The sequence below is a fragment of the Micrococcus sp. TA1 genome, assembly GCF_014199555.1.
In the GTDB taxonomy this organism is placed as follows: Bacteria; Actinomycetota; Actinomycetes; order Actinomycetales; family Micrococcaceae; genus Citricoccus.
Genome location: NZ_JACHNW010000001.1, coordinates 1,582,854 through 1,601,839, shown reverse-complemented (window position 1 = coordinate 1,601,839; position 18,986 = coordinate 1,582,854). Strand labels below are relative to the sequence as shown.

Sequence of the window (18,986 nt, the reverse complement as noted above, 5' to 3'; positions counted from 1 at the left end):
CCCGGTCGTGCCGCGCGCGGCCGGGCAGGGGAGGAGAACACGTGGCAGGGCATTCCAAGTGGGCGACCACCAAGCACAAGAAGGCCGTGATCGACGCGCGTCGGGCGAAAGCCTTCGCCAAGTACGTCAAGGGCATCGAGGTCGCGGCCCGCGTCGGCGGCCCGGACCTGGACGGCAACCCCGCCCTCGAACTGGCCGTGACCAAGGCCAAGAAGCAGTCGGTCCCCAATGACAACATCGACCGTGCCATCAAGCGCGGCGCCGGGCTCACCGGCGAGGTCATCGACTACACCGAGATCATCTACGAGGTGCGCGGCCCCCAGGGCTCGGCGCTGATGGTCGAGTGCCTGACGGACAACAAGAACCGCGCCGCCGCCGATGTCCGCACCGCGGTGACCCGCAACGGCGGCACCATGGCCGACGCCGGCTCCGTCGCCTTCCTGTTCAACCGCACCGGAGTCGTCCGCCTGCCGGCCGAGGGGACCACCGAGGACGAGGTCCTCATGGCCGTCCTCGACGCCGGCGCCGAGGAGGTCGTGACGTCCGGCGACTCCTTCGAGGTCCTGTGCGACCCCTCGGACATGTCCGCCGTGACCGCGGCGCTGGACGAGGCCGGGATCGAGTACGACACCGACGAGATGGAGTTCGTCGCCACCATGAAGGTCGACCTCGACGCCAAGGGCGCCAAGACCTTCCTGCACCTCGAGGAGGCCCTCGAGGACCTCGACGACGTGCAGGGCGTCTACTCCAACGTCGACATCGCCCCCGAGGTCCTCGCCCAGCTCGACGAGGACTGACCGGATCGTGGCTGGGGGTCCGGGACCGGTCGGCGCGGCCCGGCCGGCCGCGCGCCCGCTGCGCGTGCTCGGCGTCGACCCGGGGCTGACCCGGTGCGGCATCGCGGTCGTGGACGTGGCCCCGAACCGCACCGCCACGCTCGTGGGGGTGACCGTCGTCGGGACCGGGGCCGAGACCACCCTGGACAAGCGGTTGCTGGCCATCGACGAGGCGATCAACGAGTGGCTGGACCGGCACGCCCCGGACCACGTGGCCGTGGAGCGCATGTTCGCACAGAACAACACCCCCACGGTGATGGGCACGGCCCAGGCCTCCGGCGTGGTCATCGCCGCCGCCGCGCGGCGGGGACTGCCGGTGGCCCTGCACACGCCCTCGGAGGTCAAGGCGGCGGTCACCGGCCACGGTGATGCCGGCAAGGACCAGATCGCGGCCATGGTGACCCGGATCCTGCGACTGGAAGCACCGCCGAGGCCGGCCGACGCCGCCGACGCGCTGGCCCTGGCCATCACGCACGCCTGGCGCGGTGGCCTGATGGGCAGGGGACTCGAGACCGGGAACCTCACCAGTCCCCGCAAGGACTCCCGCTTCCCGGCGTCGGCCGGACGGGCCGGGGCGGGCGGTCGCGGCGCGACGGCGGCCCAGCGGGCCTGGCTCGAGGCCGAGCGCCGGTCCCGCGGTTCCACCGGTTGGGGGAGCGGGTCCCGGGTCTGAGGGGCAGACAGGCTAGGCTGTTCGTAGATATCTTCGAACAGCGCCCGATGCGCCGCTGTCGTCCGACCCCGACCCTGGAGTGAGGCCCGCATGATCTCGTCCCTGTCCGGCACGGTGGAGACCGTGGGACTGAACCACGCCGTGATCAACGTGGCCGGCTTCGGCATGCAGTTCTCGGCCACGCCCCAGACGATCTCCCACCTGCACGTCGGGGACACCGGCCGGGTGCTCACCACCCTGGTGGTGCGCGAGGACTCCATGACCCTCTACGGGTTCGCCACCCCGGACGAGAAGGAGGTCTTCGAGGTGCTCATCGGCGTCTCCGGCGTGGGCCCCCGGCTGGCGATGGCCGTGCTCGCGGTGCACGATCCCGAGACCGTGCGCGTCGCCGCCTCCTCCGGGGACGACAAGACGTTCACCCGGGTCCCGGGCATCGGGCCGAAGGGCGCCCGCCGGATCGTGCTGGAACTGGCGGACAAGCTCGTCCCCACCGGGGCCCCGGTGGCCGGCGGCCCGGACGAGGACGGTCCCTCGACGGACACGCCCTGGCTGGACCCGGTGCTCGAGGCACTCACCGGCCTGGGCTGGACGGAGAAGGACGCCGACAAGGCCGTGAAGGACACGCTGCGGCACGAACCGGAGCTCGAGGAGTCCGCGGACGTGGCCACGGTGCTGCGGGCCACCCTGCGGCACCTGGGCCAGGGCCAGTCCGCGCGGTCGGGACGCTCGTGAGGAACGCAGGAGGCAGGACATGACGGAACCAGTCAGCCCCCAGCCGGGGCAGGACGGCCCGGCCCGGATGGTCGGCGGCGGCGCCGACGGCGAGGAGCGTGAGCTCGAGGCGGCGCTGCGCCCGAAGAACCTCGACGACTTCGTCGGCCAGCACCGGGTCCGCCGCCAGCTCTCGCTCGTGCTGGAGGCCGCCCGGATGCGCGGCCGCTCGGCCGACCACGTCCTGCTCTCCGGCCCGCCCGGCCTGGGCAAGACCACGCTGGCCATGATCATCGCCGCCGAGATGAACGCGCCGCTGCGGATCTCCTCGGGGCCGGCCATCCAGCACGCCGGCGACCTCGCGGCGATCCTGTCCTCCCTCACCGAGGGCGAGGTGCTGTTCCTCGACGAGATCCACCGCATGTCCCGCCCCGCCGAGGAGATGCTGTACATGGCCATGGAGGACTTCCGGGTGGACATCGTGGTGGGCAAGGGCGCCGGTGCGACCTCCATCCCCCTGGAGATCCCCCCGTTCACGCTGGTGGGCGCCACCACCCGGGCCGGCCTGCTGCCCGGACCGTTGCGGGACCGGTTCGGGTTCACCGGGCACCTGGAGTTCTACAGCACCGAGGAGCTGGAGCTGGTGCTGCGGCGCTCGGCGCTGCTGCTGGACATGAAGGTCAACTCGGCCGGCTTCACCCAGATCGCCTCGCGATCCCGCGGCACCCCGCGCATCGCCAACCGGCTGCTGCGGCGGGTCCGGGACTGGGCCCTGGTCGGCGGCCTCGAGCAGGTGGACGCGCGGGCCGCCTCCGCGGCGCTGGACATGTACGAGGTCGACGCCATGGGACTGGACCGGCTCGACCGGTCGGTCCTGACCGCCCTGTGCACCAAGTTCGGCGGCGGACCGGTGGGGCTGTCCACCCTGGCCATCGCCGTGGGGGAGGAGACCGAGACGGTCGAGACCGTGGCCGAGCCCTTCCTGGTCCGCGAGGGACTGCTGGGACGGACCCCGCGCGGCCGGATCGCGATGCCCGCGGCCTGGGAGCACCTGGGCCTGACGCCCCCGCCCGAGGCCCCGGGGGCGGCCTTCTGGACCGTGGCCGGGTCCGGGACGGCGAGCCCCGTGGACGGCGCGCCGGCCGGAATGGCCGACGCGCGGCGGGCCGACACGCTCTTCGACGCCTGAGGGGCCTCCCGGAGCGGCCGGAGGCGGGACACACCGTAGACTGGTGAAGTTGCCCTGTGCCCCCGACCCTGGAATGTGGTGTCCCGACGTGACCCTGTTGACCGACCTGACCACCGCCTCGATCGTCGCCGAAGGCGGAGCCGGGCAGAACCCCGGCCTGCCGTTCGACCCCTTCCTGCTGATCATGCTGCTGATCTTCGGCTTCCTGATCTTCAGCATGTTCCGGCGCAGCAAGAAGGCCCAGCAGCAGCAGCAGGAACTGCGCAGCAGCCTGGCCCCGGGCGTCGAGGTCATGACCACCATGGGCCTGTTCGGCACGATCGTCTCGGTGGACACCGAGGAGAACAAGGCCGTGATCGAGCTCTCCCCGGGCACCACCGCCACCGTGCACCTGCAGGCCATCGGCAAGGCCGTCGAGCCGGCCGCCGCGGCGCCGGCCGAGGCCGCGCCCTACGAGGCGCCGACCTACCGTGAGGAGGCCACCGGGAACTCCGTCCCGGACTCCCCGGCCGCCCTGGACGAGACCCCGCGCCGTCCCGAGGACACCGACGGCACCGGACCGGACGACCAGCGGCCCGAGGGCAACCGTCCCTGATCCGACGGCTCCGCCGCCGACGAGCACCGCCCCTCCCACCGTGAACTGAAAGCCGTCAATCTCCCATGGCAGACAAGACCCCCCGAGGACGCGCCCGGCGCACGCTCTGGTGGCTCACCGGCCTGATCGTCGTCCTCACGGCGATCCTCGGCGTCGGTATCGCCACCCAGCAGGCGCAATGGGCCCCCAAGCTGGCACTCGACCTGGAGGGCGGCACCCAGATGGTGCTGGCCCCCGAGGTGGCCGGGGGCCAACAGGTCACCCAGGAACAGCTCGACCAGGCCGTGGAGATCATCCGCCAGCGCGTGGACGGTTCCGGAGTGGCCGAGGCGGAGATCGCGACCCAGGGCGGCAGCAACGTCGTGGTGTCCCTGCCCGGCGTGCCCGAGGCGGAGACCCGCGCCCTGATCCAGGCCTCGGCGAACATGGAGTTCCGGCCCGTCATCACCATGGGCCCCTTCGAGCCGGTCCCCGCGGACCAGCGCACCCCGGTGAAGGACTTCCCCGAGCCGAGCGCCGAGCCGCAGAACGGATCCGACCCGAACTGGGTCACCCCGGGACTCGCCGCCGAGTTCGAGGCCTACGACTGCGCGGCGCAGATGAACAACCCGGACCGCAAGGAGTTCCCGGCCGACGGGCCGTCCATCGCCTGCCAGCCCGGCGACGAGGAGTCCGGCCAGCCGGGTGTGAAGTACCTGCTCGGCCCCGTGGAGGTCCAGGGCACCGACATCGCCGGTGCCGACTTCGGACTCGTCAACACGGCCACCGGGGTGTCCACCAACCAGTGGGCGGTCAACCTGTCCTTCAACGGCGAGGGCGCCGACGCCTTCCGCGAGGTCACCCAGCGGCTGACGCCCTACCAGGAGGGCGATCCGCGCAAGCAGTTCGCCATCGTCCTGGACGGCACGGTGGTCTCCGCGCCCCAGTCCAACGCGGTGATCACCGACGGACGGGCGCAGATCACCGGCAATTTCACCGAGCAGTCCGCCGCCGCCCTGGCCGAACAGCTCAAGTACGGCGCCCTGCCGATCAGCTTCACCATCGAGTCCGAACAGCAGATCTCCGCGACCCTCGGCGAGGACCAGTTGCGGCTGGGCCTGATCGCCGGGCTCATCGGCCTGGCACTGGTCGCCGCGTACTCGTTCTTCCAGTACCGCGTGCTCGGCCTCGTGACCATCGCCTCGCTCGTGGTGACGGGGCTGCTCACCTACCTGGCCATCGTCCTACTGGGCTGGTCGGACAACTACCGGCTCTCCCTGGCGGGCATCGCGGGCCTGATCGTGGCCATCGGCCTGACCGCGGACTCGTTCATCGTGTACTTCGAACGCATCAAGGACGAGTTGCGGGCCGGCCGGTCGCTGCCGGAGGCCGTCGAGTACGGCTGGTCCCGGGCCAAGCGCACGATCACCGCCTCCAAGGCCGTGAACCTGCTCGCCGCCGTGGTGCTGTACTTCGTGGCCGTGGGCAACGTCCGCGGGTTCGCCTTCACCCTCGGCCTGACCGCGATCGCCGACCTGGTCGTGGTGTTCATGTTCACCCACCCCGTCATGCAGCTGCTGGCCCACACCCGGTTCTTCGGGGGCGGGCACCGGATGTCCGGCCTGGATCCCTCGCTGCTGGGCCGGGAGCCGTTGTACCAGGGCGCCGGCAAGGTCCGGCAGTTCCGGCCGAGCCCCGAGGCCACGTCCTCGAAGAAGGCCCGGAAGTCCGCCAGGGAGGCGGACCGCCGGCAGACGATCGCCGAGCGCCGGCGCGCCGAACAGATGTCCGGCGTCGGCTCGCAGGCGGCCGGGGCCACCACCCCGGCCGACCGGACGGAGGAGCAGAAGTGAGTGCACTGGCACAGTGGGGCAACCGCCTCTACACCGGCAAGACGTCCTACCCGTTCGTCGGCAAGTGGAAGCTCTGGTTCGCCATCTCCCTGGTCCTGCTCGTGGTCGCCGGCGGACTCACCCTGGCCCGCGGCGGGTTCAACCTCGGCATCGACTTCCGCGGGGGATCGGAGTTCACCGTCTCGAGCGTGCAGTCCACGGACGTCGCCGCCGGTGAGCGCGCCGTGAGCGAGGCGGTCCCGGAGGCCGAGGCGACGGTCACGAACATCGCCCCGGGCACCATGCGGATCCAGACGGACGAGCTGGACGACGACCAGACCCTGGCGGTGGGGCAGAACCTGCAGCAGGCCTACGGGGTGGGCGAGGACCGGGTGACCTCGACCTACATCGGCCCCACCTGGGGTGAGGCCGTGTCCCAGCAGATGGTGATCGGGCTGATCGTGTTCCTCGTCCTGGTCACGGTGCTCATGGCGATCTACTTCCGGACCTGGAAGATGTCCCTGGCCGCGGTGATCGGCCTGTTCTACGTCGTGGCCCTGACGGCGGGCATCTACGGGGCGACCGGCTTCGAGGTGACCCCCAGCGCCATCATCGGCTTCCTCACCATCCTCAGCTACGCCCTGTATGACACGGTCGTGGTCTTCGACAAGATCAGGGAGAACACCGAGCACAATCTCGAGGAGACCACCCGGACCTTCGGCGAGAACGTCAACCTCGCGATCAACCAGACCCTGGTGCGGTCGATCAACACCTCCGTGGTGGGCATCCTGCCCGTCGGGTCCATCCTGTTCATCGGGGCCTTCCTCCTGGGTGCGGGCACCCTGCGGGACATCGCCCTGGCGATCTTCGTCGGGATCATCGTCGGCACGCTGGCCACGATCTTCATCCAGGCCCCGCTCTACGCCCTGCTGCGCCGCGGAGAGGACCGGATCGCCGCGAACGACGCGCGGGTCCTCGAACGCCGTGCCGCCGGCGAGGGCGCCCCGGTGGGAACGGACACCGTCCCGGCCTGACGTCGCCGGAGCCGGACGGACTAGACTGGAGTATCCCGCACGACGGGACGCGAGACCGTACAGTGCGGCACGCGCAGCGAGGCGGCGCTTGTCGCGGGAAGGCAGGCAGTTGTGAGTGCAGACTCCGCCCCGCCCGGCACGGCGCACGACGGCGGGCCGGCGCCCGCCGAGCGGCGTTCCGGCACGGCGTCCTACACCTCTGCCACGCCGACCTCCCAGCCGGCCGACGTCACGCCCGCCGAGCTCGAGCCCGCCCCGCCCGGCCCCTCCCCGGCGGCGATCGTCTCCCGGCGGCCCCGCAGCAGGCTGGCCCGGCTCACCGGGCGGATGGCGAACGACTACTCGCCGATCCTCGAACCGCTGATCCGTACGCTGAAGGTCCGGCACCCCAAGGAGGACCTGGACCTGATCATCCGGGCCTTCGAGGTGGCCGACAAGGCGCACGCCGGCCAGCGGCGCAAGAGCGGTGACCCGTACATCACTCACCCGGTGGCGGTGGCCACCATCCTGGCCGAACTGGGCATGACGGGCACGACCCTGGCGGGGGCCCTGCTGCACGACACGGTGGAGGACACCAGCTACTCCCTGGAACAGTTGCGCCGGGACTTCGGGGACGAGGTCGCGCACCTGGTGGACGGCGTCACGAAGCTGGACAAGGTCAAGTTCGGCGACGCGGCGCAGGCCGAGACCGTCCGCAAGATGGTCCTGGCCATGGCCGACGACGTACGGGTGCTGGTCATCAAGCTGGCCGACCGGCTGCACAACGCCCGGACCTGGCGGTACGTCGCGCCGGAGTCCAGTGCGCGCAAGGCCAAGGAGACCCTGGAGATCTACGCGCCGCTGGCCCACCGGCTCGGCATGAACACCATCAAGTGGGAGCTGGAAGACCTCTCCTTCGCCGCGCTGTACCCCAAGGTCTACGCCGAGATCGTCCGGCTGGTGGGGGAGCGCACCCCTGAACGGGAGAAGAACCTGGCGGCCCTGCGCGGCCAGATCGAGCGGGACCTGAAGGAGGCCAGGATCCGCGCGGTCGTCACCGGCCGGCCCAAGCACTTCTACTCGATCTACCAGAAGATGATCGTGCGCGGGAAGGACTTCGACGAGATCCACGACCTGATGGGCGTGCGCGTGCTCGTGGACTCCGTCCGGGACTGCTACGGCGCACTGGGCGTCCTGCACTCGAAGTGGAGCCCGCTGCCGGGCCGCTTCAAGGACTACATCGCGATGCCCAAGCTGAACATGTACCAGTCGCTGCACACCACGGTGATCGGCCCCGGCGGCAAGCCGGTGGAGATCCAGTTGCGGACCCACGAGATGCACCGGCGCGCAGAGTACGGCGTGGCGGCGCACTGGAAGTACAAGGACCAGGCGTCCACCCCCTCGGCCGGCACCGGGGACCAGACCCCCGGCTGGCTGCGGTCGGTGATGGACTGGCAGAAGGACACCACGGACCCGAACGAGTTCCTGGAGTCCCTGCGGGCGGAGATCGACGCCGCCGAGGTCTTCGTCTTCACGCCCAAGGGCGAGGTGATGGCCCTGCCGGCCGGCTCGACCCCGGTCGACTTCGCCTACGCGGTGCACACCGAGGTCGGCCACCGGGCCATCGGCGCGCGCGTCAACGGCAAGCTGGTGCCCCTGAACTCCGAGCTGCACCACGGCGACTGGGTGGAGATCTTCACCTCCCGGACCGAGGGCGCCGGCCCCAGCCAGGACTGGCTGGGCTTCGTGCGCAGCCCGCGGGCACGGAACAAGATCCGCCACTGGTTCTCGAAGGAACGCCGCGAGGAGGCCATCGAGAAGGGCAAGGAGCAGCTGACCCGTCAGCTGCGCAAGATGAACCTGCCGCTGCACCAGCTGATGAGCGCGGAGTCGCTCTCGCGGGTGGCCGGGGAGATGAACCTGCCGGACATCTCCACGCTCTACGCCTCGATCGGCGATTCGCACGTCTCCGTCCAGAACGTCGTCGAGCACCTGCAGAAGCTCATCGCCGCCCCCGAGGACGTGGAGTCGCTCGACACCGCGCCCATCACCACGATCGCGGCCCCGACCCGGCACCCGGACTCCGGCGTCATGGTCCAGGGCTCCGGGGACGTGATGGCCAAGCTGGCCCGGTGCTGCACGCCGGTGCCCCCGGACGAGATCATCGGCTTCGTCACCCGCGGTTCCGGCGTCTCGGTGCACCGGGCAGACTGCCGCAACATCAACCAGTTGCGCAGCGAGCCGGACCGGATCGTGGACGTCTCGTGGGCACCCACCCAGGCCTCGGTGTTCCTCGTCGAGATCATGGTGGAGGCCCTGGACCGCAAGTCGCTGCTCTCGGACGTCACCCGGGTGCTGGCCGAACACCACGTCAACATCCTCTCGGCCTCGGTGAACACCTCGCGCAGCCGGGTGGCGATCAGCAAGTTCGTCTTCGAGATGGGCGATCCGAAGTTCCTGAGCCACGTGCTGTCCTCCGTGCGCCGCATCGACGGCGTCTACGACGTGTACCGGACGGCGGGCCGGTCCTCGAACGGGGCCTGACCCCCGCCGGAGGCGCCCGTCTGGTCCCGGCCGAGCAGTTCGCGCAGCGCGGCCCGGGCGGCGCTCATCCCGGGCCGCCCCCGGCGGGCCCGGAAACGCTCGCGCAACCGGACGGGGTCGCAGCGGGGCAGCAGCAGGGCCGCGACGGCCCGTTCCGGCCCGGTCGGACCGGCGCGCAGCAGGTCCTCGACCGTCCGCTCGACCGTGGTGCACCACAGGCCGTGGACCGGCGTGACGTCCGCGCGGTGCGGGGTGTCACCGCCCTCCGGGGCCGGGGCGAGCCCGGACTGCTCCAGGCGCAGCCCCACGGCGCCGGGGTGCAGCGGACGGCGGTGGTACCGGTCCACCGAGGCCTCCAGGACACCGGGTGCCGCACCCCCGGCGTGGACCCAGGCCGCCGTCTTGCCGATGGCCACCCAGGCCCCGGTCAGGACCGGTTCGGCCAGCCGGAGCACCGCCGCGGCGCGCGTCCGGACGCCCTCGCCGCCGGCGTGCGCCGCGGGGCCTGCGTCCGCGGGCAGGTAGAGGTCCCCCATGACATGGTCGAGCAGGCCGGACAGCTCCATGCCGCGCAGCTCGGCGGCGGAGAAGGGCAGCCCCGGGACCAGGAACTGCTCCCGGGGCCCCTGCCGGGCCGTCGTCGTCACCACCCCACCAGACTGGCAGCACGAGTGAGGGCCCGGCACCAGGCCGGGCCCTCACTGTGGACAACTCACCCCCGGGAGGGGGTGGTGGAGGAGAGGGTCAGCGCAGACCCTGCGCCGACTGCTGCAGCGTCTGCAGCCACATCCGCCGCGCGTCCAGGGCGTCCTGGGCCTTCCTAATGGCGCGGGCGTCCCCCTTCGCCTGGGCCTTGGAGAGGTCGTCCTCGAGCTCGGCGACCTTGTCCTCGAGCTGGCTCAGCGCGGAGTTGGTCCGGGCCTTCGTCTCGGGGTTGGTCTTGCGCCAGTGCTCGTTCTCGGCGGACTTCAGGCCCTCCTCGAGCTTGCGGAACGCCGACTCCATGCGGGTCACGTCCTTGCGGGGCACCCGTCCGGCGTCCTCCCACCGGCCGCGCAGCTCGTTCAGGGCCTTGCGTGCCGCCTTGACGTCCTTGACGGGGAGCAGCTTCTGGCCCTCGGCGAGGATCTGCTCCTTGAGCTTGAGGTTCTCGCCGTACTCACGGTCGATCTCGTCGTTGGTGGCCTTGCGGGCGTTGAAGAAGACGTCCTGGGCCGCCCGGAAGCGCGCCCAGAGGGCGTCGTCCTCCTTGCGGGAGGCCCGGGGTGCGGCCTTCCACTCGTCCATCAGGTCGCGGTAGGCCCCGGCCGTCGCTCCCCAGTCGGTGGACGTGGACAGCGCCTCGGCGCGCGCGATCAGCTTCTCCTTGACCGACTTGGCCTGGGCATTGGTCGCATCCAGCTGGGAGAAGAAGGCCCGGCGGTGCTTGTCCAGGGTGGTCCGGGCCGTGCGGAACCGCTTCCACAGCCCGTCCTCCACGGCCTTGCCGAGGCGGGGACCGGCCTTCTGGGCGGCCTTCCAGTCCTCGAACAGCTCGGCCATCCGGGCGCTCGTCTGCTTCCACTGCACCTGGGCGGGGTCCTTGGCCGCGAGGGCCTCGGCCTCCGCCACGATGGCCTCCCGCGTGGAGAGCTGCTCGGCCTGGGCCTTCTCGAGGGCGATCCGCTCCGCGACCTTGAGGTCGTCCAGGCGCGTCTGCAGGGCCTCCACGCGGGCGCGCAGGGCGGGCATGTCCCCGACCATGCCGCGCTCGGCGATGGTCTGGCGCAGGTGGCCCAGGGTCTTCTGGATCTCACCGGCCGGGGCGCCGGTGGCGACCCGCTGCTCCAGCAGCATCAGCTGGGAGACCACCTCGTCGTACTTCCGCGCGAAGTAGGCGATCGCCTCCTCGGCGCTGCCGTCCGGGAACTGCCCCACCGGGTGCCGTTCCTCGCCGTCGATCAGGGTGACGTGGCCGTCGTCGCTGACGGTGGCGAACTTCGCGGCCTCCTCCACCGGGGTGGAGTAGTCCGGAGCCGGCAGGGGCGTCACCGGGACGGTGGGAGTGCGTCCGGGCGCGGCCGGGCGACCGGGGCCGGCCGCCGGCTTGGGCTTGCCGGAGGGCTTGGGCCTGCCGGCCGGCTTCGGTGCACCGGCCCGTCCACCCCGCGGCGCGGGCGTGTCCGGGGCCGACCTGTCCGAGGTCGGCGCGGCGGCGGCCTGCGGCGCCGGCTCATCGGCAGCGGGCTCCTCCGGGGCCTCCTGACCGGCCGGTGCCTCATGGGGGACGTCCGACGCCTCCACCGCGCCCACGGACGCCAGGACGGCCTCCGTCTCGCTCTCCGCCAGGGACCCGGCGGGTGACGGTCCGGGCGCACCGGCGGGAGCCTCGGTCGCGGCCTCCTGCGCGGTCGCCGGTGCGGCCTGCTCGGGGGCCTGTTCCACGGACGGGTCCGTGGGCTGGTGCACGGCGTCCTGGGGAGCCTGCTCCGCGGACTGCTCCGTCGGCTGGGGGGTGGTCTGCTGGTCGTCGGGTTGCTGACTGGTCGTCACCGCTGGAACTCCCTGTTGGTGCCCTGCACCGGCTGGCGGCCGCAGGGACGTCTGGACACGATCAGGTCCAGCGTACCGGCTGGACCTAGAATGGGATGCCGAACACCCGCGGCACCCGCCTGACCGGAGTCGCGCCGGTACGTCACCGCACCCGTCCCAACGCAAAGGTCGTCCATGTCCCGCAAGGCTTCCCTGTCCGGTTTCCATGAATGGCTCCCCGCCGAGCGGATCGTTGAGCAGCATGTCCTGGACACCCTGCGGACCACGTTCGAGCTGCACGGCTTCTCCTCGATCGAGACCCGGGCCGTGGAGACCCTGGGGCAGCTGCTGCGCAAGGGCGAGATCGACAAGGAGGTCTACGCGGTCTCCCGGCTGCAGGGCGAGCCGGCCGAACGCGCCGACGGGGCGGAGGACCTCAACCGGCTGGCCCTGCACTTCGACCTCACGGTGCCGTTCGCCCGCTACGTCGTGGAGAACGCCGGCCACCTGTCCTTCCCGTTCCGCCGGTACCAGATCCAGAAGGTCTGGCGCGGTGAACGCCCCCAGGAGGGCCGTGCCCGGGAGTTCACCCAGGCGGACATCGACGTCGTCGGCGACGGCACGCTGCCGTTCCGCTACGACGTGGACGTGGCGCTCGTGATGGCCGAGGCCCTGGCCGCGCTGCCGATCGGCGACTTCACCATCCGGGTTAACAACCGCAAGCTCGCCGAGGGCTTCTACCGTGGCCTGGGGCTGACGGACACCGCCGGCGTGCTGCGCAACATCGACAAGCTCGAGAAGATCGGTCCCGACGAGGTCTCGCGCCTGCTGCAGTCCGAACTGGGCGCCACCGCCGACCAGGCGGCCCAGGCCCTGTCCCTGGCCGCCATCCGCACCGAGGACACCTCCTTCGTGGAGCAGGTCCGCGCCCTCGGGGTGACCCACGCCCTGCTGGACGAGGGGCTCGAGGAACTGGCCGCCGTCGTCGGTGAACTGCACCGCCGGGTCCCGGGCCGCGCCGTCGCCGACCTCTCGATCGCCCGCGGCCTGGACTACTACACCGGCACCGTCTACGAGACCGTGCTGACCGGCCACGAACAGCTCGGCTCCATCTGCTCCGGCGGCCGCTACGACGCCCTGGCCGCCAAGGGCAACCGCACCTTCCCGGGCGTGGGACTGTCGATCGGCGTGACCCGGCTGCTGATGCGCATGTTCTCCACCCAGATGGCCTCGGCCTCTCGCTCCGTGCCCACCGCCGTGTACATCGCCCTGACCCACGACGACGACTGGTCGGCCGCGCAGGATACCGCCCGCGCACTGCGCTCCCGCGGCATCGCGACCGAGGTGGCGGTCTCCGCGGAGAAGTTCGGCAAGCAGATCAAGTACGCCGACCGCCGGGGCATCCCCTTCGTCTGGTTCACCCGCACCGAGGACGACCGGACCGTCCACGAGGTCAAGGACATCCGCTCCGGTGAACAGGTCCCGGCCGACCCGGGATCGTGGATGCCGCCGCAGGAGGACCTGCGTCCCCGGGTCACCGGCGCCTGAGCCCCACCACGGCCCGGCCGGCCAGGCCCACGGCGAAGACCGCGAGCATGACCAGCACCGACTGGACCGGCAGCGTGAAGGCCAGGAGCAGGCAGGCCGCCGCGCCGAGCAGGTTCAGCCACCGGGGTCCCGGCACCACGCGTTCGGTGAGCGTGAGGGCGGAGACGTTCGCCACCGCGTAGTACACCAGCACGCCGAAGGAGGAGAACCCCACGACGGTCAGCACGTCCGTGGTCAGCAGCAGCACGATGACCACCGCCGCCGCCGTGAGCTGGGCGACCCACGGCACGGACGTCCGTGCCGAGATCCGCGCCAGCGGCCGCGGCAGGTCGCGCTCCCGGGCCATCGCCAGGCCCGTCCGGGAGATCCCGGCCGCCAGGTTCAGCATCGAGCCCAGGCAGGCCAGCGCCGCCCCGACCACGGCCAGCCACACCCAGTCCGGCCCGAGCACGACCTCGACGGCGTCGCGCACCGCGGTGGGCGTCTGGCCCAGCCCCTGGAGACCGAGGACGGCCTGCAGGCTCAGGGCCAGCAGCAGGTAGAGCACGAGCGTGAACGCCAGCGCACCGAAGACGGCCCGGGGGATGGTGCGGCGGGGATCGCGCACCTCCTCGCCCATCGTCGCGATGCGCGCGTAGCCGGCGAAGGCGAAGAACAGCAGCCCGGCGCCCTGCAGCACCCCCAGCGGGGTGGGGTCCGTCACCGCACCGGACGGGCCCCCGCCGGGAGCCGGGACGGGGCCGGGCGTGACGCCCACGAACCCGGCCACGATCACCACGGTGAGCAGGGCCAGCACCGGGGTCACGATCACCACGGTCGCCTGCACCGTGCGGGTGATGCCCAGCAGGGTGATGCCGGTGATCACCACGACGGCGGCGATCGCCACCCAGCGGGCCGTCCGGTCCGGGGCCCCGGACGCCGTCGGGACCAGGTAGAGGGCCAGGGTGTACGCCATCGCGGCGATGGAGGCGGACTTGCCGGTGACGAAGCCCCAGCCGGCCACGAAGCCGGCCCACTCGCCCAGCTGGCGCCGCCCGTACACGTAGGCCCCGCCGGAGGTCGGGTGGACGGCCGCGAGCTGGGCCATGGCCGTGGCGTTGACCCACGCGGTGGCACCGGCCAGGACCAGGGCGAGCACCAGGAGCGGCCCCGCGGTGGAGGCCGCCAGGCCGAGGGAGGTGAACACGCCCGCGCCGACCATCGACCCGACGCCGATGACGATCGCGCCGGGCAGGCCCAGGCGGCGCTGCAGGGCGGCCGGGGGACCGGCGGTGGGGTGGGTCTGGGGCATGGCGTGTCCTCCGTCGGGGAATCTGTCCCGGGCCACGGACTAGAATCATCCCCGGAGCCGGACGGCGGCGGGACGTATCGAGCCCGCGCGGTGCTGACGGCTGAAGACCTATCACACCAGATCGACACCAGACCAACATCCCGGTGAACCGGGACCGGAAGGACCCTCGTGCTGCGCACCCACCAGCTGGGCGAGCTCAACGCCTCGCTCATCGGACAGAACGTCACCGTCACCGGTTGGGTGGCCCGTCGCCGGGACCACGGAGGGGTCGCCTTCGTGGACCTGCGGGACGCGTCCGGGTTCGCCCAGGTCGTGGTCCGGGACGAGAAGGACTTCGACCCGCTGCGCAACGAGTTCGTCCTCCAGGTCACCGGCACGGTGGAGCGCCGGCCGGAGGGCAACGAGAACCCGCACCTGCCCTCGGGCGAGGTCGAGCTCATCACGGACACCGTGACCGTGCTCAACACCGCCGCCCCGCTGCCCTTCCAGGTGGACGAGCACGTCGAGGTCGGCGAGGAGGCCCGGTTGCGCCACCGCTACCTGGACCTGCGGCGCCCGGAGCCGGCCCGCATCATGCGCCTGCGTTCCGAGGTGAACCGCACCGCGCGCAACCTGCTGCACGACGAGGGCTTCATCGAGGTCGAGACCCCCACCCTGACCCGTTCCACCCCGGAGGGCGCCCGGGACTTCCTGGTGCCGGCCCGCCTCGCGCCGGGCTCCTGGTACGCCCTGCCCCAGTCCCCGCAGCTGTTCAAGCAGTTGTTGCAGGTCGGCGGCATCGAGAAGTACTTCCAGATCGCCCGCTGCTACCGGGACGAGGACTTCCGGGCGGACCGCCAGCCCGAGTTCACCCAGTTGGACATCGAGGCCTCGTTCGTGGAGCAGGACGACATCATCTCCCTCGGCGAGCGGATCGTGAAGGCCGTGTGGTCGCTGGTCGGCGTGGACGTCCCCACCCCCATCCGCCGGATGACCTACCGGGAGGCCATGGAGAAGTACGGCTCGGACAAGCCCGACCTGCGCTTCGGCCTGGAGCTGACCGACCTCACCGAGTACTTCGCGGACACCCCGTTCCGCGTCTTCCAGGCCCCCTACGTGGGTGCCGTGGTCATGCCCGGTGGGGCCTCGCAGCCGCGCCGGACCCTGGACGCCTGGCAGGAGTGGGCGAAGCAGCGCGGCGCCCGGGGACTGGCCTACGTGCTCGTGCAGGAGGACGGCTCGCTGACCGGCCCGGTCTCCAAGAACATCTCCGAGACGGAGAAGGCCGGACTGGCCGGGGCCGTCGGCGCGCAGCCCGGGGACTGCGTCTTCTTCGCCGCGGGCGAGGCCAAGCCCTCCCGCGCCCTGCTCGGCGCGGCCCGCGTGGAGATCGGCCACCGCGTCGGCCTGGTCAAGGACGCCGGGCCGGACGTTCCCGCGGCCGAGGCCGACTGGGCCTTCGCCTGGATCGTGGACGCCCCCATGTTCGAGCCGGCCGCCGACGCGGTGGCCTCCGGTGACGTGGCCGTGGGATCGGGTGCCTGGACCGCCGTGCACCACGCCTTCACCTCGCCGAAGCCGGAGTTCCTCGACACCTTCGACACGGACCCCGAGAACGCGCTCTCCTACGCCTACGACATCGTGGTGAACGGCCACGAGGTCGGGGGCGGATCCATCCGTATCCACCAGGCCGAGGTCCAGAAGCGGGTGTTCCACCTGATGGGCCTGGACAAGGAGTCCGCCCAGTCCAAGTTCGGGTTCCTGCTCGAGGGCTTCAAGTACGGCGCGCCGCCGCACGGCGGCATCGCCTTCGGCTGGGACCGCATCGTGGCCCTGCTGGCCGGGGCGGACTCGATCCGCGAGGTGATCGCCTTCCCGAAGACCGGCAACGGCTACGACCCGCTGACCGCCGCCCCCGCACCGATCACCCCGCAGCAGCGCAAGGAGGCCGGCGTGGACGCGAAGCCCGAGCCGCAGCAGCCGGCCGAAGCCGGGCCGGCCGCGGACGGCGCCCGGGCGTGACGCAGCCGCCGGCCGGCACGGGCCCCGCGGACCCCGATCCGCGGGTGGTCCCGCCCACGGCGGTGCGCCTGCTGCCGTTGCTCGTGGTGACGTTCGGCCTGAGCATGCTGATCGACCTCACGACCGAGTGGCCCATGCTGCTGCGCTGGCTCGTCGCGGGGGCCGGGGGAGTCACCGCCGCGGTGGTCTCCGTGCGGATCTGGGCGGCGCGCCGGCGCTGATCGGGTGCCGGTGCGCCCGGCCCGCCCGGGCGCTAGCCCCGCCGCGACCCCGTCAGGTCGTCGGTGTCCACCCACACGGTGAAGGGCCCGGAGTTGACCAGGGACAGCTCCATCATCGCCCCGAAGACGCCGCGTTCGACGTGGATCCCCTGCCCGGCCAGCTCCGCCGTGAACCGCTCGTAGAGCGGCTCGGCCAGTTCGGCGGGTGCCGACCGGGTCCAGGACGGCCGGCGTCCCTTGCGGACGTCCCCGTAGAGCGTGAACTGGCTGACCACCAGGGCCCCGGCCCCGGCGCTCAGCAGCGACTGCTCGTCGTCGAGCACGCGCAGCCCCGCCACCTTGGCCGCCAGCTGGCAGGCCTCCGCCTCCGTGTCCTCCACGGACACGCCCAGCAGGACCACCAGCCCCGGTCGATCCAGCCGGCCGACCACCTCGCCGTCGACCGTGACGGAGGCGGACGTGGTGCGCTGCAGGAGTGCTCTCATGCCTCCATGGTGGCTCATCTAGGCTGGAGCGGTGAGTGATCTGTTCAGTGCCCTCAGCGGTTCCGGTGACGCCGAGGAGCCCGACGACGGCGCCTCCGAGGCCGTCCGGGCGCGCCCGGGCGCCCCGCTGGCGGTGCGGATGCGGCCGAGGTCCGTGGACGAGGTGGTCGGCCAGCAGCACCTGCTCCACACTGGGTCGCCGTTGCGCAAGCTGGCCGAGGGCGCCGGTGCCGGCCGCGGCTCGGGCGCCGGGCCGTCGTCGTTGATCCTGTACGGGCCCCCGGGAACCGGCAAGACCACGCTGGCCCACGTGATCGCCCGCGGTCCCGGACGCACCTTCGTCGAGCTGTCGGCCATCAACTCCGGCGTTAAGGACGTCCGGGCGGTCATGGACCGCGCCCTGGACGACCGCGACCTCTACGGCCGGACGACCGTGCTGTTCCTGGACGAGATCCACCGCTTCAACAAGGCCCAGCAGGACGCGCTGCTGCCGGGCGTGGAGAACCGCTGGGTGGTGCTCGTGGCCGCGACCACGGAGAACCCCTCCTTCTCGGTCGTGGCGCCGCTGCTGTCCCGGTCGCTGCTGCTGACCCTCAAGCCCCTGACGGACGCGGACATCGGGGACCTGCTGGACCGCGCCGTGACGGACGAGCGCGGCCTGAACGGCACGGTGGCGCTGGCCGAGGAGGCCCGGGAGTACCTGGTGCGGATGGCCCAGGGCGATGCCCGGCGCGCGCTGACCACGCTGGAGGCCAGTGCCGGTGTGGCGCTGGACCGCCGGGAGGAGGACGGCACCCCCACGATCACCGTGGAGGACGCCGCCCAGGCCATGGACCGCGCGGTGCTGCGCTACGACAAGGCCGGCGACCAGCACTACGACGTCATCAGCGCCTTCATCAAGTCCATCCGCGGCTCGGACGTGGACGCCTCCCTGCACTACCTGGCCCGCATGCTCGAGGCGGGGGAGGACCCCCGGTTCATCGCCCGCCGGCTGATCATCTCGGCCTCGGAGGACGTCGGCATGGCCGACCCCACCGCGCTGCAGACCGCGGTCGCCGCGGCGCAGGCCGTCCAGCTCATCGGCATGCCCGAGGGCCGGCTCGTGCTCGCCGAGGCGGTGGTGCACCTGGCCACCGCCCCGAAGTCCAACGCCTCCTACACCGCCATCAACGAGGCCGTGGCCGACGTCCGCGCCGGACTGTCCGGCGAGGTGCCCGCGCACCTGCGCGACGCCCACTACCCGGGTGCCGCCGGTCTCGGCCACGGAAGGGGGTACGTCTACTCCCACGACGCTCCGCACGGGGTGGCGCGCCAGCAGTACGCCCCGGACCCGTTGCAGGGCAAGGACTACTACCGGCCCACCCGCAACGGGGTGGAGCGGAACCTGGGGGACCGGGTGCAGAGCCTGCGGTCCATCATCCGCGGCACGCCGCCCCCTGCGCGCAAGCCCGACGAGCAGGGCGCCGAGGGCTGACACCGCTCCCGGTGGACGCACCCGCGCCCCGGGGGCCCGGCCGGACCTAGGATGGAGTCGATCCTGTCCGCACCGTCCGGGTC

The 18,986-nt window shown here is 72.0% G+C and carries 16 protein-coding genes; 12 read left to right on the top strand and 4 right to left on the bottom strand.

Annotated features, from left to right (window positions below; all coding sequences use genetic code 11):
* Nucleotides 1-41 precede the first annotated feature (41 nt).
* From GGQ69_RS07020 to GGQ69_RS06985, 8 genes are all read left to right on the top strand, one after another.
* The gene (locus tag GGQ69_RS07020) at nucleotides 42-797 is read left to right on the top strand and encodes a YebC/PmpR family DNA-binding transcriptional regulator (RefSeq protein WP_183526391.1); all 756 of its coding nucleotides are present in this window, start codon (nucleotides 42-44) and stop codon (nucleotides 795-797) included.
* A gap of 7 nt (nucleotides 798-804) precedes the next feature.
* Nucleotides 805-1,509, top strand: a complete 705-nt coding sequence (gene ruvC / locus GGQ69_RS07015; protein ID WP_183526389.1) for a crossover junction endodeoxyribonuclease RuvC — start codon at nucleotides 805-807, stop codon at nucleotides 1,507-1,509.
* A gap of 90 nt (nucleotides 1,510-1,599) precedes the next feature.
* Entirely contained in the window at nucleotides 1,600-2,241 is a 642-nt protein-coding gene (gene ruvA, locus GGQ69_RS07010) for a Holliday junction branch migration protein RuvA (RefSeq protein ID WP_010143298.1), read from the top strand.
* A gap of 67 nt (nucleotides 2,242-2,308) precedes the next feature.
* Entirely contained in the window at nucleotides 2,309-3,409 is a 1,101-nt protein-coding gene (gene ruvB, locus GGQ69_RS07005; RefSeq protein WP_255459619.1) for a Holliday junction branch migration DNA helicase RuvB, read from the top strand.
* 88 nt (nucleotides 3,410-3,497) lie between these two features.
* Nucleotides 3,498-4,004 carry a preprotein translocase subunit YajC gene (yajC, locus tag GGQ69_RS07000; RefSeq protein WP_010143296.1) on the top strand — a complete coding sequence of 169 codons (507 nt, stop codon included), beginning with the start codon at nucleotides 3,498-3,500 and terminating at the stop codon, nucleotides 4,002-4,004.
* A gap of 65 nt (nucleotides 4,005-4,069) precedes the next feature.
* Nucleotides 4,070-5,836, top strand: coding sequence for a protein translocase subunit SecD (secD, locus tag GGQ69_RS06995; protein ID WP_183526383.1), 1,767 nt, complete (start codon nucleotides 4,070-4,072; stop codon nucleotides 5,834-5,836).
* Nucleotides 5,833-6,849, top strand: coding sequence for a protein translocase subunit SecF (gene secF / locus GGQ69_RS06990; RefSeq protein WP_183526380.1), 1,017 nt, complete (start codon nucleotides 5,833-5,835; stop codon nucleotides 6,847-6,849). The genes secD and secF overlap by 4 nt, the downstream gene beginning before the upstream one ends.
* Nucleotides 6,850-6,960: 111 nt before the next feature.
* Complete coding sequence (locus GGQ69_RS06985) at nucleotides 6,961-9,372, top strand: bifunctional (p)ppGpp synthetase/guanosine-3',5'-bis(diphosphate) 3'-pyrophosphohydrolase (RefSeq protein ID WP_183526377.1); 2,412 nt, start codon at nucleotides 6,961-6,963, stop codon at nucleotides 9,370-9,372.
* On the opposite strand, the gene GGQ69_RS06980 is transcribed toward GGQ69_RS06985, so the two are convergent.
* Nucleotides 9,327-10,022 carry a hypothetical protein gene (locus GGQ69_RS06980; protein WP_183526374.1) on the bottom strand — a complete coding sequence of 232 codons (696 nt, stop codon included), beginning with the start codon at nucleotides 10,020-10,022 and terminating at the stop codon, nucleotides 9,327-9,329. The genes GGQ69_RS06985 and GGQ69_RS06980 overlap by 46 nt on opposite strands.
* Nucleotides 10,023-10,116: 94 nt before the next feature.
* Nucleotides 10,117-11,820, bottom strand: coding sequence for a DUF349 domain-containing protein (locus GGQ69_RS06975; protein ID WP_183528390.1), 1,704 nt, complete (start codon nucleotides 11,818-11,820; stop codon nucleotides 10,117-10,119).
* 258 nt (nucleotides 11,821-12,078) lie between these two features.
* On the opposite strand from GGQ69_RS06975, the gene hisS reads away from it, so the two are divergent.
* Nucleotides 12,079-13,431, top strand: coding sequence for a histidine--tRNA ligase (gene hisS, locus GGQ69_RS06970; RefSeq protein WP_183526371.1), 1,353 nt, complete (start codon nucleotides 12,079-12,081; stop codon nucleotides 13,429-13,431).
* On the opposite strand, the gene GGQ69_RS06965 is transcribed toward hisS, so the two are convergent.
* The gene (locus GGQ69_RS06965; protein ID WP_183526368.1) at nucleotides 13,418-14,722 is read right to left on the bottom strand and encodes an APC family permease; all 1,305 of its coding nucleotides are present in this window, start codon (nucleotides 14,720-14,722) and stop codon (nucleotides 13,418-13,420) included. The two genes, hisS and GGQ69_RS06965, sit on opposite strands and share 14 nt — an antisense overlap.
* A 168-nt stretch (nucleotides 14,723-14,890) precedes the next feature.
* Between GGQ69_RS06965 and aspS the strand changes: the two genes are divergently transcribed.
* A complete protein-coding gene (aspS, locus tag GGQ69_RS06960; protein ID WP_183526366.1) occupies nucleotides 14,891-16,723 on the top strand; it encodes an aspartate--tRNA ligase in 1,833 nt (610 codons plus the stop codon).
* The gene (locus GGQ69_RS06955; protein WP_183526363.1) at nucleotides 16,720-16,944 is read left to right on the top strand and encodes a hypothetical protein; all 225 of its coding nucleotides are present in this window, start codon (nucleotides 16,720-16,722) and stop codon (nucleotides 16,942-16,944) included. Before aspS ends, GGQ69_RS06955 begins: the two co-directional genes overlap by 4 nt.
* 32 nt (nucleotides 16,945-16,976) lie before the next feature.
* Here GGQ69_RS06955 and dtd read toward each other — a convergent pair whose 3' ends face one another.
* Nucleotides 16,977-17,429: a D-aminoacyl-tRNA deacylase gene (gene dtd, locus GGQ69_RS06950; protein ID WP_183526360.1), complete on the bottom strand. Its 453-nt coding sequence runs from the start codon at nucleotides 17,427-17,429 to the stop codon at nucleotides 16,977-16,979.
* Nucleotides 17,430-17,460: 31 nt separating this feature from the next.
* On the opposite strand from dtd, the gene GGQ69_RS06945 reads away from it, so the two are divergent.
* Nucleotides 17,461-18,903: a replication-associated recombination protein A gene (locus GGQ69_RS06945; RefSeq protein WP_183526357.1), complete on the top strand. Its 1,443-nt coding sequence runs from the start codon at nucleotides 17,461-17,463 to the stop codon at nucleotides 18,901-18,903.
* Nucleotides 18,904-18,986 lie beyond the last annotated feature (83 nt).

Coding starts and splice junctions, on each gene's coding strand:
- dtd (WP_183526360.1), bottom strand. CDS start 17,429: ATGAGAGCACTCCTGCAGCGCACCACGTCCGCCTCCGTCACGGTCGAC.
- GGQ69_RS06965 (WP_183526368.1), bottom strand. CDS start 14,722: ATGCCCCAGACCCACCCCACCGCCGGTCCCCCGGCCGCCCTGCAGCGC.
- hisS (WP_183526371.1), top strand. CDS start 12,079: ATGTCCCGCAAGGCTTCCCTGTCCGGTTTCCATGAATGGCTCCCCGCC.
- ruvA (WP_010143298.1), top strand. CDS start 1,600: ATGATCTCGTCCCTGTCCGGCACGGTGGAGACCGTGGGACTGAACCAC.
- ruvB (WP_255459619.1), top strand. CDS start 2,309: ATGGTCGGCGGCGGCGCCGACGGCGAGGAGCGTGAGCTCGAGGCGGCG.
- secD (WP_183526383.1), top strand. CDS start 4,070: ATGGCAGACAAGACCCCCCGAGGACGCGCCCGGCGCACGCTCTGGTGG.